This is a genomic window from Actinomadura sp. KC216, assembly GCF_004348535.1.
GTDB lineage: Bacteria > Actinomycetota > Actinomycetes > Streptosporangiales > Streptosporangiaceae > Spirillospora.
The window spans coordinates 15710-28263 of sequence record NZ_SMJX01000088.1; the positions used below are offsets into that span (position 1 = coordinate 15710).

Genomic DNA, 12554 nt, shown 5'->3' on the forward strand with positions numbered 1-12554 from the left:
CGGATCCAGTTCACTTGATCGTCAGGGAGGACAGGTATCCCCGCAGGTTGCGGGCGGTCTCCTCGGCGGAGTCGCCGCCGAACTTCTCCAGCGCCGCGTCCGCGAGGACGAGCGCCACCATCGCCTCCGCGACGACCCCGGCGGCGGGCACGGCGGTGACGTCGCTGCGCTGGTTGATCGCCTTGGCGGGCTCGCCGGTCTTCACGTCGATGGTGTCGAGCCGCCGCGGGACGGTCGAGATCGGCTTCATCGCCGCGCGGACGCGCAGCGCCTCGCCGGTCGTCATGCCGCCCTCGACGCCGCCGGCCCGGTTCGTGCGGCGGCGGACGCCCTCGGGCGTGCCGTCGATCTCGTCGTGCGCCCGGGACCCGGGGCGGCGCGCGGTGGTGAACCCGTCGCCGAGCTCCACGCCCTTGATCGCCTGGATGCCCATCAGCGCGCCGGCGAGCCGCGCGTCGAGCCGCCGGTCCCAGTGGACGTGGCTGCCGAGGCCGGGCGGGAGCCCGTAGGCGAGGACCTCCACGACGCCGCCGAGCGTGTCCCCGGCGCGCTTGGTGTCGTCGATGTGCGCGACCATCGCGGCGGAGGCGTCCGCGTCGAAGCAGCGCACCGGGCTCTCGTCCACGCGGGCGAGGTCGCCGGGCTCGGGCAGGACGCCCTCCGGTGCCTCGACCTCGCCGAGGGCGATCACGTGGCTGAGGACGTCCACGCCGAGGGCCTGCTTGAGGAACGCCTTGGCGACCGTGCCGAGCGCGACGCGCGCCGCCGTCTCCCGCGCGCTCGCCCGCTCCAGGACGGGCCGCGCGTCGTCGAAGCCGTACTTCTGCATGCCGACGAGGTCGGCGTGGCCGGGCCGCGGCTGCGACAGCGGCGCGTTGCGCGCCTGGGCGGCCAGGACGTCGGCGTCCACGGGGTCGGCGGCCATGACCGTCTCCCACTTCGGCCACTCGGTGTTGCCGACCTCGATCGCGACCGGGCCGCCCTGCGTCATCCCGTGCCGGACGCCGCCGACGATCGTCACCTGGTCCTGCTCGAACTTCATCCGGGCGCCCCGCCCGTGGCCGAGCCGCCGGCGGCGCAGCTCCTCGGCGATGTCCGCCGAGGTCACGCGCACACCGGCCGGAAGCCCCTCCACGATCGCGGTCAGGGCCGGGCCATGGGACTCCCCAGCGGTCAACCAGCGCAGCATGCCATTGATCCTATTGAGTCCGGGCCGCCGCCCGTGACGGCGCCCGCCATCTGAGAAGCTCGGCGCCGGAGGTGGGGCGGTGCGGGAGCAACTGCTGAGGCAGGCGCGGGCGTGCGCCGAGCTGGGATCGCCGATGTACGCGGAGCTGCTGGCGCGGGCCGCGGACGAGGCGCCGGATCTCCTCGGGGACGTGCTCGGAGCGCGGAGGGAAGCCGGGTTCATCGTCGGGATGCTGGCGGCGGTCCACCGGCTCGTCCTGCAAGGGCGCGTGCCGGACCTCGCCGCCCACTACCCGACCGCGGGAGGGACCGCGGACCCCCTGGACGCCTGGCCCGCGTTCCGGGACGTCCTGGTCGCGCACACGGCGGAGATCCGCGCGGGGCTCGCCGACCCGCCGCAGACGAACGAGGTCGGGCGGGCGGCGCCGCTGGTCGGCGGCCTGCTCACCGCCGTCGCGGCGCACGGCCTGCCGGTCCGGCTGCTGGAGATCGGCGCGAGCGCGGGCCTGAACCTGCGGGCCGACCACTTCCGGATCCTGCACGGGCACGGCGGCTACGGTCCCGACTCGCCGGTCGTGCTGCCGGACGCCTGGCACGGCCCCCTCCCGCCGGACGTCCCGCTCACCGTCACCGAACGGCTGGGCTGCGACCCGGCTCCGCTGGACCCGTCCTCGCCGGAGGCGCGGCTGCGGCTGCTGTCGTACGTGTGGCCCGACCAGACGGCGCGGGTCGAGCGGCTGCGGGCCGCGTTCGAGGTGGCCGCGCGCGTCCCGGCGACGGTCGTCCGGGCGGGCGCCGCCGAATTCCTCGACGGTCTCGCCCCGGTACCGGGCGCCGCGACGGTCGTGTGGCACTCGACGATGCAGCCCTACATGTCCGGGGACGAGGCGGCGCGCGTCGTCCGGCACGTGGAGAACGCCGGGGCCGCCGCCACCGCGGACGCGCCCGTCGCCTACCTGACGTTCGAGGCCCGCGACGCGTCCCGCCTCAACGCCGTCCAGGTCGTGACGCTGCGGACGTGGCCGGGCGGCGACCGGCGGATCCTCGGCGAGGGCCCCGCGCACGGCCTCCCGACCACCTGGTTCTAGACGGCCTCACGCCGACGCGAAGCCGGCGATTCTCAGGCGCGGCGGGTGACGCTCAGCTCCACGCCGCCGACGATGTGGCCGCGCAGGAGTTCGGCGAGGCGGTCGGAGACGCGCTGCACGGTGCGGCGCTCGTCGTGGCCCTCCACGACGGCGAACCGGACCGCCAGCTCCGTCGACTCGCCCTCGGTGACGCGGACGCCGCTGACGGACTGGTCGGAGCCGAACGCGGCCTCGACGGCGGCGAGGACGTCCGGGTCCTCGTGCGGGGGCGGGACGGGACGGCCCTCGGCGAGCAGGTGCAGGCGCAGGCCGTCCACGGCGAACGGGACGGGGCCCGCCACGTCCACGACCAGGGCGTCGGCGCCCTCGTCCAAGGTGGCGCGGCAGGCGTCGCCCGCGCGGACCGCCACCGGGCGGGCGTCGTCGCGCCACGCCTTCATCGTCTCGGTGCAGGTGAAGCCGAGCACGCCGCGCCGGCCGTCGTCGCCGATCAGCGTCGGCAGCGCCATGTCGCTCGACTTCTCCCGGCGCAGCTCGCCGGGCTCCACGTCCTCCTCTTCGGTGAGGACGGCGACGATCGGCACGAGCAGCCGCACGCCCTGCAGCCGCCGCAGCACCACGTGCGCGCCGACACGGCCGGCGGCGTACCCGGCGAGCGCCTCGCAGAGCCGCGGGTCGGCGCCGCCGTCGTCCTCCGGGAACTGCGGTTCGGGAATGGTCAGTCCGGACACGGCAGGAAGGCTATATCCTCCGGCGACCGCTGTGGGTGGCGATCCGGATACTCTCCGTTCCGGTTTCCGTCAGCCGAGGTCGGCGATCGCCGCGACGGTGCCGCCGCCGGACGGCCCCTGATGCACGGCCGCGACCGACACGAACACCGCGGGATCGCCCGTCACCGACGCCGCGACGCCGCCGACGCACGCCTTGATCTGCCGGTGCCAGTGCACGTCGGCGTCGTCCAGCATGATGTTGCGGCGTCCCCGGACCGAGCCGGACGGGTCCGCCTCGCACTTGATGAACACGTTGACGAGCCGGCCGCCCAGGTCGGACGTGCGGGGACGGTCGGGCAGGTCGAGGCCGGTCGAGGCGATGGCGGCCCAGATGCCGTCGGCGTCGAGGGCGTCCTTCATCACCCCGTGCCCGGCGCGGTACCGGCCGCCGATGCCGCGCACGTTGCCGACCACGACGATCTGCGCCCGGTCCAGCTCCACGCCCGACGAGCAGGACGCCACCGACGAGTACAGCGACAGGTCCCTGTGGATCTGCTCGGCGGACGGCGGCTCGATCTCGCCGAGCGCGACGGCGATGCCGAGCGCCGTGGTGGAGTTGGAGATGTCCATCGACTTGAGGGTGTCCTCGGTGACGACGCCGTGCCCGCGCGACCTGGCGTCGTTGATGGTGTCGAGCGTCAGCAGCGGCGTCTTCGTCTGGACGTAGTGCACGTCGGCCGGGTCGTCGATCCCGGCGGTCTTCATCGCCTCGCGGACGCCCGCGGCGACGGTCTCGACCATCGCGGGACGGCCGATGTCCTCCGGCCGGATGATCTCGCTCATCGCGACGCCGACCGACAGCCGCGGCTCGTCCGTCCTCGGCGCGGTCGCGGGGTCGACGGTGGCGAACACGGTGGCGTGCGGGCTGAGGACGCCGTCGGTGCCGCCCGACCACACCAGCGGGACGCGCCCGACCTCGGCGGCGGACCGGGTCCCCTTCGCGAGCAGGACCTCGCGGAACGCGCGGTCGGCGAGCAGGCGCGTGTAGTCGTTCACGCCGCCGTTGCCCTCGGTCTTGCCGACGACGGCGAGGACCCGGTCGGCGTCCAGGACGCCGTCGTCGATCAGCCGGGCCAGCCCGGACGCGTCGGTCACGCTCTCGATGGGGATCTTGCGGACTTCGATCGGATCGGGCACGTCATCGCTCCTCAGCTGCTCTGTTCGCTCTCTACCCCGGGTCACGCCTCGATGATCGTCCCGGCCTCGCCGCGCACGGCGGCGCCGAGCCGGGCCAGCGACGCGATCGCCGCGCGCCGCCGCCCGCCGGCCGCGACGAACCGCCGCACCGCCTCCACCTTCGGGCCCATGCTGCCGCCCGCGAAATGCCCGGCGGCGGCCAGCTCCGCCAGCTCGGCGGGGGTCGTGCGGCGCAGCGGGCGGGCGCCGGGCGTCCCGAACCCGGCCATCGCGTACTCGACGTCGGTCGCGATGACCAGGGCGGACGCGCCGAGCCGCCGCGCCAGCAGCTGCGCCGCGAGGTCCTTGTCGACGACGGCCTCGACGCCGCGGAGCGTCCCGTCCACGCGGGCCACCGGCACTCCCCCGCCGCCCGCCGCGACGACGACGTGCCCGGCGTCCAGCAGCGTCGCCGCCGCGTCCGCGTCGAGGATCTCCAGCGGCTCCGGCGACGCGACGACGCGCCGCCAGCCCCGCTCCCCGAACGGCCGCCACACCTCGCCGCGCGCCATGGCCCGGCGCGCGTCCGCCTCGGGGAAGTAGCGGCCGATCGGTTTGGCGGGCGCAGCGAACCCGGGGTCGGACGCGTTCACCAGCGTCCGCGTCACGACCGTCGACACCGGACGCGCCGCACCGCGCGCGGCCAGCTCCCGCTCCAGCGCGTTCATGATCATCACGCCGACGGTGGCCTGGGTCTGCGCGCCGCACCAGTCCAGCGGGACGGGCGGCACCACGCCCGCCGCCAGCTGGTTCTTGATCAGCAGGTTGCCGACCTGCGGCCCGTTCCCGTGCGTGAGCGCGACCCGCGCGCCCGCCGCGACCAGGTCCGCCACCGGCCCCATCGCCGCCTCGACGGCCGCCGCCTGGGCGTCCGGTGCGGCGCTGCCGTCGGGCGCGGTCATGGCGTTGCCGCCGAGCGCGATCAGGACCCGCTCACCGTCGAGCGGGCCCGTGCCGTTCCAGCTCACAGGCCGAACGCTAGCCGCGCCGGACGCCGCGCTCATGGGCGAATCCCGCCCAACGGGCGCCGCTTCTTCGGCAATCCGCGCCGATCAGCGGAGGCGGGCGAGGCGTTCCACGGCCTCGTCGATGACCTCGTCCTTCTTGCAGAACGCGAAGCGGACGAAGTGCGCGCCCGCCTCGGCGTGGTCGTAGAACACCTGCGTCGGGATCGCGACGACGCCCGCCTTCTCCGGCAGCGCGCGGGCCAGGGCCATGCCGTCGGTGAAGCCCAGCGGCCGGATGTCGGCCTGGACGAAGTACGTGCCCTGCGGCCGGTAGGTGCTGAACCCGGCGGCCTCCAGCCCGGTGATGAGCCGGTCGCGCTTGGCCTGCAGCGACTTGCGCAGCTCCTCGACCCAGGGGATCTCGTTGGCCAGCGCGTACGCGGCGGCCCGCTGGTAGGGGGCGCTGGCGGTGAACGTCAGGAACTGCTTCACCGTCTGGACGGCCCGCACGTACGGCGCGGGCGCGGTCACCCACCCGGTCTTCCAGCCGGTGACGGAGAACGACTTGCCCGCGGACGACACCGACACCGTCCGCTCGCGCATGCCGTCGAGGGTGGCGAGGGGGATGTGCTCGGCGTCGTCGAACGTCAGGTACTCGTACACCTCGTCGGTGATCGCGACGAGGTCGTGCTCGCGGCAGACGCCGGCGATGGTCTCCAGCTCGGCGCGGGTGAACACGGTCCCGGCCGGGTTGTGCGGCGAGTTCACCAGGACCGCCCGGGTGCGGGGGCCCACCGCGGCGCGCAGCTCGTCGGGGTCGAACGTGAACCGCTCCTCGACGGGACGGAGCGTGACGGGCCTGCGCACGGCCCCGGCGAGCGCGATCACGGCGGCGTAGGAGTCGTAGTAGGGCTCGAAGACGATGACCTCGTCGCCGGGCCCGGCCAGCGCCAGCACCGAGGCCGCGATGCCCTCGGTGGCACCAACGGTCACGAACACCTCGGTCGCCGGGTCGTACGACAACCCGTACCGCGCAAGCCGCTGTGCGGACACCGCCTCACGGAGTTCTGGGAGTCCCGGCCCGGGCGGGTACTGGTTCGCGCCGATCCGGATCGCCTCGACGGCCGTGTCCAGGACGGCCTTCGGGCCCTCCTCGTCCGGAAAGCCCTGGCCGAGATTGATCGCGCCGGTCCGGACGGCGAGTGCCGACATCTCGGCGAAGATCGTCTCGCCGAATTCCTGCATCCGCGTTACGAGAGGCTCGCTCACGCCCACCAGACTAACGGGCCGTCAGATCCAGCCCATGTCGCGCGCGGCGCGGGCGGCGGCGGCGCGGGTGGGGGCGCCGAGCTTGGTCATGGCGGTGGAGAGGTAGTTGCGGACGGTGCCCTCGGACAGGTGCAGCTGGGACGCGATGCGGGCGGTCTCGGCGCCGGTGCCGGTGAGGCGGAGGACCTCGCGCTCGCGGTCGGTGAGGGGGTTGTCGCCCGCGGCCATGGCGGCGGCGGCGAGTTCGGCGTCCAGGTAGCGGCCGCCGTCGTGGATCTTGCGGATGGCGGCGGCGAGCTCCTGGGTGGGGGCGTCCTTGGCGACGAAGCCGCGGACCCCGGCGGCCATCGCGCGGCGCAGGTAGCCGGGGCGGCCGAAGCTGGTCAGGATGCAGATCGCGCAGCGGGCGCCGGACGCGGTGAGCCGTTCGGCGACGGTGAGGCCGTCCGCGCCGGGCATCTCGATGTCGAGGACGGCGACGTCCGGGGCGTGCGCGGCGACCGCTGCCGCGACCTCGTCGCCGCGGCCGACCTCGGCGACGACCTCCAGGTCGGGCTCCAGGCCGAGCAGCGCGGCGACGGCGCCGCGGATGAGGTGCTCGTCGTCGGCGAGCAGGACGCGGATCACGCCGTCCTCCCCGCGACCGGCTCGGCGGGTGCGGGGTCCTCGGCGGGCGCCGGGAGCGGGACGGCGGCGCGCAGCAGGAACCCGTCGCGGCCGTGCCTGCCGGAGGTGATCTCGCCGCCGAGCACGGCGACGCGCTCGGCGAGCCCGGTGAGGCCGGAGCCGTTCCCGTCGCCGCCGTCCCGGACGCCGTCGTTGCGCATCTCCAGCACCACGGACCCCTCGTAGGCGGTGAGCGCGACGGCGCAGCGCCGCGCCTCGCTGTGCTTGATCACGTTGGTGGCGCCCTCCCGGATGACCCAGGCCAGCACCGAGCGGACCTCGGGCGGCAGCGGGTCCGGCGGGTCGCCGATGTCGCAGCGGATCCCGGCGGCCTCCAACACGGCGCGCGCCCCGGCCAGCTCGGCGTCCAGCTCGACGGCCCGGTACCCGCTGACGGCGGACCGGACCTCCCGCAGCGCCTCGCGCGCGGTGCGGCGGACGTCGGCCATCTCGGCGCCCGCGCGGCCCGGGTCGGTGCCCGCCAGCCGCATGGCCAGCTCGCTCTTCACCGCGATGAGGGAGAGGCTGTGGCCGAGGAGGTCGTGCAGGTCGCGGGAGAAGCGCAGGCGCTCCTCGGTGACCGCGAGCCGGGCGAGGGCGTCGCGGGCCGCGTGGGTCTCCCGGTGCATCTCCCACATGCGGCGCTGGTAACCGTTGACGAACACGACGATCCCGCAGGCCGCGGTGTAGATGGCGAACATCAACGGGAGGAGGAGGTACCAGGGCAGGTCGCCGTCCGGGAAGTGGCGTTCCGCGGCGACGGTGGTGATCACCGCGCAGAACGCCCCGGTGGCGGCGCACAGGACGGCGATCCGCCCGCGGCTCATCGGTGACAGGCCCAGCGCGGACAGCCAGAAGACCGGGACGACGGTGAACATCGGGCTGGTCAGGATCATCAGGCTCAGCGCGGCCGTCACGGCCCCGCTGAGGACGATGTCGCGGCGCGCCGCCCCGCCCGCCAGGCCCGCCTTGACGAGGCGGGCGTAGTACCAGCTGAGCAGGGCGAGGCCCGCGAGCGCCGCGGCGATGACGGGAACGCCGGCGCGGCCGTTGCCATAGGCCATCCCCAGGCCGGCGAGGCTCGGCCCGACGAAGCCCACGGCGGCGCAGAGGAACGAGCGGTAGGTGACCCGCTGGTAGCGCTCCAGCCTGCGGATGTCACGCGCTTCGAGGTCCGCCGTCGTCGCGACCGTCATGTCCCGTCTCCTCCTCGTGTCGCACTGTAACCGGTCCGGCACCCCTTATCAGGCGCGCCGGGGCTCCCAGCGGAACCAGCGGGCCGCGAGCACGCGGCCGAGGACGATCCACCCGGCGAGGACGGCGAACGACGGCAGGCAGGCGCGCCAGCCCTCCAGGACGCCGACGGGCGGATGCGCCGAGTGGGCGTGGAAGTCCTGCCCGAAGTACCCGGTCCTGGTGATCTCCACGACGGGGCTGAGCGGGGTGAACCGGCATATCTGGGCGAGCCGGCCGGGCAGCTCGTCCAGCGGGACCATGACCCCGCCGCCGAGCATGCAGCCGAACATGATCGGCAGGACGGCGAGCTGCGCCAGCTCGGCGGTCGGGCTGACGCCGGAGAGCGCGAACGCCAGGGCCGCGAAGACGGCGACGCCGCCCGCGAGGCCCGCGAGGACGAGCACGGGGTCGGCGGGGAACCGGCCGCCGAGCGCGACGCCGAGCACGGCGAGCAGCGCCAGCGCCTGGACGGCGTACATCGCGACCGCGGTGAGGACGCTGCCGCCGGTGATCTCCGTGTCCGACAGGGCGGTGCCGCGGAGCCGTTTGAGGGTGAGGTCCTCGCGGCGGGCGGTGAACACGGTGACGAGGTTCATGAGGACGGCGAAGACGAGGAAGAAGCCGAGGTGGCCGGTGCCCTGCAGGAGGGCGCCGTCCACGCCGCCGATGTCGGCGCCCTTCATCGGGACGAGCATCCCCGCGAACACCATCGGCAGGCCGACGACGGTGACCAGGGACGTCTTGTTGCGCCACAGGAGGGTGAAATCGAGGCGGGAGACGCGGAGCATCGCGGGCAGGGACGTCGCGGCGGCGTTCATCGGGTGGCTCCTTCGGCGGCGGTGCGGAGGAAGACGTCTTCGAGGGAGGCGCTGCGGGCCTCCAGGCCGTCCAGCCGGATCCGTTTGCCATCGGCCCAGCGCAGCAGGTCGTACAGGCCCGCCTGGAGGCCGGTGACGGTGACGGTGTAGGTCGCGACGGTGCGGCCGCCGTCGACGGTGATGCCGGCGCGGGCGCCGCGCAGGGCGGGGAGTTCGGCGACCTGGAGGTGCTCGGGCAGCCGGAAGCTGATGCGGTCGCCGTGCCCGGCGACGACGTCGCCGACCGTCCCGGCGGTCTCGATCCGGCCGCGGTGCAGGATGGCGAGCCGGTCGGCGAGGTGCTCGGCCTCCTCCAGGTAGTGGGTGGTCAGCAGGACGGTGGTGCCGTCCGCGACGACGTCCCGGACGATCGTCCAGGTGGCGCGGCGGGCCTCGGGGTCCATGCCGGTGGTGGGCTCGTCCAGGAACAGCACGGCGGGACGGCCCAGCAGCGCGAGCGCGAGGTCGAGGCGGCGTTTCTGGCCGCCGGACAGCTGCCGCACCCGGACGTCCGCCTTCTCGGTGAGGCCGGCGAGGGCGACGGCCTCGTCGCGGGCGCGGGGCGCGGGGGTGAAGCCGCGCCAGTGGTCGACGGTCTCGGCGACGGTGAGGTCGGCGAAGAAGCCGCCCTCCTGCAGCATGATCCCGATCCGGGGGCGGACGGCGCGGCGCTCGCGGTGCGGGTCGCGGCCGAGGACGCGGACCGTCCCCTCGTGGACGGGCCGGTGCCCCTCCAGGGCTTCGAGGGTGGTGGTCTTTCCGGCACCGTTCGTGCCGAGGAGCGCGAACAGCTCGCCGGCTCTGACCTCGAAGGAGATCCCGGCGACGGCCTCGAAGTCCCCGTACCGCTGGCGGAGCCCGTCGACGCTGATGGCTGTGCTCGTATCCATGCCTCCAGCGTCGCGAGCGGGCGCGTGCGCCGGTAGAAGCGCGTATCACCGGTTCCGGCGGCGCCTGTCAGCCGATCGGCATGACAGATGTCATGCGGGCGGGGCGTGTCATGCGGGCGGCGCCAGGCGGGTCTTGACGACCTTGCCCATGGCGTTGCGCGGCAGCGACGCGACCAGGTGCACCACGCGGGGCCGCTTGTGGGCCGACAGCCGCTCCGCCACGAAGTCGATCAGCTGCCGTTCCGCGACGCCGTCGGCGACGACGTAGGCGGTGACCTGCTCGCCGAGGTCGTCGTGCGGGGTGCCGACGACGGCGGCCTCCCGGACGGCGGGGTGCGCGAGCAGCGCGTTCTCGATCTCGCCCGCGCCGATCCGGTAGCCGCCGCTCTTGATCAGGTCGGTGGACGCGCGGCCGACGATGCGGTGCCAGCCGTCCGGTCCGATGGTCGCGATGTCGCCGGTGCGGAACCAGCCGTCCGCGGTGAACGACTCGGCGGTGGCGTCGGGGCGGTTGAGGTAGCCCTTGAACAGCAGCGGGGCGCGGACGTGCAGCTCGCCGGGCGTCTCCCCGTCCGCCGGGACGGGCCCGCCGTCCTCGCCGGCGAGGCGCGTCTCGACGCCGGTGAGCGGCGTGCCGACGTAGCCGGGACGCCGGTCGCCGTCCGCGCGGGCGCTGACCGTGATGAGCGTCTCGGTCATGCCGTAGCGCTCGACCGGGCGGTGCCCGGTCAGCTGCGCGAGCCGCTCGAAGACCGGCACGGGGAGGGGCGCGCTGCCGGAGACGAGGAGCCGCGCGCCGCGCAGGGCCTGGGCGGCGGACGGGTCGGCGGCCGTCCGCGACCAGACGGTCGGGACGCCGAAGAACAGGCTCCCGCCGTCGTCCTGGGCCGCGGCGGCGTACGCCTCGGGCTTGGGACGGCCCGTGTGCACGAGCGGGGAGCCGACCCGCAGCGCCCCGAGGACGCCGAGGACGAGCCCGTGCACGTGGAACAGCGGCAGCCCGTGGACGAGGACGTCGTCGGGGGTCCAGGCCCAGGCGCCGGCGAGCGCGTCCAGCCCGGCGGCGATCGCGCCGCGCGAGATCGGCACGCCCTTCGGCGCGCCCGTCGTCCCGCTGGTGTAGAGGATCAGCGCGGTGGCGCCGGCGCCGGGATCGGCCGTGGTGCTCCCGTCGCGCGGGAGCGCGTCGACGGGGATGAACGGCGGCTCGCCGTCCGCCCGCGGGGCCGCGTCGCGGGCGGCGAGGAGGAGGCTCGCACCGGAGTCGCCGAGGATGTGGGCGCGTTCGGCGGGGCCGGAGTCGGGCGGCACCGGCACGACCGGGACGCCCGCGAGCAGCCCGCCGACGACCGCCGCGACCGTCTCCAGGGACGCCGTGGCGTGGACGGCGACGGCGTCCGCGCCGCGGATCTCCGCGGCCACGGCCGACGCCCAGCCGAACAGCTCGTCGCGCGGCAGGCCGCGTCCCGCGATCCGCACCGGGCCGCCCGTCGCGCCGAGCAGGTCCATCGTCTGGCCCCTCTCCGTGTCGTCCTGGAAGTATGCCGTCCGTGCCGTTCCCACAGGGTGCCGCCCTGACCTATCCCGCGCTCGCCGCCCGGCTGCTGGTCCTGCCGCCGTCGTGCGGCCCGGCGCGCCTCGTCGCGATCGACGGCCCGAGCGGCGCCGGGAAGTCGACGTTCGCGGACCATCTGGCGGAGGTCCTGGTCGGCGCGCCGGTGGTGCGCTCCGACGACTTCCGCGTGCCGTGGGACGCCGACCCGCTCACCTGGTGGGGACCGCTCCGCGCCGCCGTCCTCGACCCGCTGCGCGACGGGCGGCGCGCCGTCCTGCGCCGCTACGACTGGCACCGCGACCTGTACGGGCCGGAGGAGGAGGTCCCGGCCGGGCCCGTCCTGATCGTGGAGGGCGTCGGGGCGGCGTGGGCGGGGTCGCCCGCCGCGTTCCGCATCTGGATCGACGCGCCGCACGACCTGCGCCGGGCCCGCGCCATCGACCGCGACGGGCCCGAGCACGCCGACGCGTGGGACGCGTGGAGCGCCCGCGAGGCGGAGTTCTTCACCGCCGACGCCACCCGCGCCCGCTCCGACCTCCTCGTGGACGGCACCACGTTCACGTCCCACCGCTTCCGGACCTACTCGACGGCGTCGACGTCGGCGGACGGCAGCCCGCCCGACAGTTCGGGATAGCCCGGCCCGCGGTCGAAGAACGGCGCGGGTCCGCGTTCGGCGCGCAGCCGCTCGCGCAGGGCGGCGGTGGCGTCCTCGTCGACCAGGCCGCCGGCCAGAACGACGACGCCGTAGTCGTCGCGGGCACCGTCCACCGACACCTTGCCGTCGCGGACGTCGGCGGCCACACGGGACGGGTCGCGGTCCAAGGGGTCGCCCCACCCGCCGCCCCCGGTCGTGCGGATGCGGATGACCTGCCCGGCCTTGACGGGGTGGTCGTCCACGAGGCCGTCCATCTC

The 12554-nt window shown here is 75.1% G+C and carries 12 protein-coding genes and 1 pseudogene; 2 read left to right on the forward strand and 11 right to left on the reverse strand.

The features are described from left to right. Window positions 1-10: 10 nt before the first annotated feature. Entirely contained in the window at window positions 11-1189 is a 1179-nt protein-coding gene (gene aroC, locus E1264_RS17410; protein WP_132174697.1) for a chorismate synthase, read from the reverse strand. A gap of 79 nt (window positions 1190-1268) precedes the next feature. Between aroC and E1264_RS17415 the strand changes: the two genes are divergently transcribed. Beyond that, complete coding sequence (locus tag E1264_RS17415) at window positions 1269-2276, forward strand: DUF2332 domain-containing protein (protein WP_132174699.1); 1008 nt, start codon at window positions 1269-1271, stop codon at window positions 2274-2276. Window positions 2277-2308: 32 nt separating this feature from the next. Here the strand turns inward: E1264_RS17415 and E1264_RS17420 are convergent, their stop codons facing one another. The 9 genes from E1264_RS17420 to E1264_RS17460 all read right to left on the reverse strand — a co-directional run bounded on the left by E1264_RS17420 (window position 2309) and on the right by E1264_RS17460 (window position 11596). Next, window positions 2309-3007, reverse strand: a complete 699-nt coding sequence (locus E1264_RS17420) for an SseB family protein (RefSeq protein WP_132174701.1) — start codon at window positions 3005-3007, stop codon at window positions 2309-2311. Window positions 3008-3076: 69 nt separating this feature from the next. Then, the gene (locus E1264_RS17425) at window positions 3077-4183 is read right to left on the reverse strand and encodes a ring-opening amidohydrolase (protein WP_132174703.1); all 1107 of its coding nucleotides are present in this window, start codon (window positions 4181-4183) and stop codon (window positions 3077-3079) included. Window positions 4184-4224: 41 nt separating this feature from the next. Next, complete coding sequence (locus E1264_RS17430; protein ID WP_243710988.1) at window positions 4225-5190, reverse strand: carbamate kinase; 966 nt, start codon at window positions 5188-5190, stop codon at window positions 4225-4227. An 84-nt stretch (window positions 5191-5274) separates the two neighbouring features. Continuing rightward, complete coding sequence (locus E1264_RS17435) at window positions 5275-6438, reverse strand: pyridoxal phosphate-dependent aminotransferase (protein ID WP_132174707.1); 1164 nt, start codon at window positions 6436-6438, stop codon at window positions 5275-5277. A 21-nt stretch (window positions 6439-6459) separates the two neighbouring features. Further along, window positions 6460-7065, reverse strand: coding sequence for a response regulator transcription factor (locus E1264_RS17440; protein ID WP_132174709.1), 606 nt, complete (start codon window positions 7063-7065; stop codon window positions 6460-6462). Further along, window positions 7062-8300: a sensor histidine kinase gene (locus E1264_RS17445; RefSeq protein WP_132174711.1), complete on the reverse strand. Its 1239-nt coding sequence runs from the start codon at window positions 8298-8300 to the stop codon at window positions 7062-7064. The genes E1264_RS17440 and E1264_RS17445 overlap by 4 nt, the downstream gene beginning before the upstream one ends. A gap of 48 nt (window positions 8301-8348) precedes the next feature. Next, complete coding sequence (locus E1264_RS17450) at window positions 8349-9158, reverse strand: ABC transporter permease (RefSeq protein WP_132174713.1); 810 nt, start codon at window positions 9156-9158, stop codon at window positions 8349-8351. Then, entirely contained in the window at window positions 9155-10087 is a 933-nt protein-coding gene (locus E1264_RS17455) for an ABC transporter ATP-binding protein (protein WP_132174715.1), read from the reverse strand. Before E1264_RS17455 ends, E1264_RS17450 begins: the two co-directional genes overlap by 4 nt. A gap of 108 nt (window positions 10088-10195) precedes the next feature. Beyond that, a complete protein-coding gene (locus E1264_RS17460) occupies window positions 10196-11596 on the reverse strand; it encodes an acyl-CoA synthetase (RefSeq protein ID WP_132174717.1) in 1401 nt (466 codons plus the stop codon). 41 nt (window positions 11597-11637) lie between these two features. On the opposite strand from E1264_RS17460, the gene E1264_RS17465 reads away from it, so the two are divergent. Beyond that, window positions 11638-12276, forward strand: a complete 639-nt coding sequence (locus E1264_RS17465) for an AAA family ATPase (RefSeq protein ID WP_207935978.1) — start codon at window positions 11638-11640, stop codon at window positions 12274-12276. Here E1264_RS17465 and E1264_RS17470 read toward each other — a convergent pair. Then, window positions 12222-12554, reverse strand: a pseudogene (locus E1264_RS17470) (hydantoinase B/oxoprolinase family protein); the annotation flags it as partial. The gene E1264_RS17465 and the pseudogene E1264_RS17470 overlap by 55 nt on opposite strands.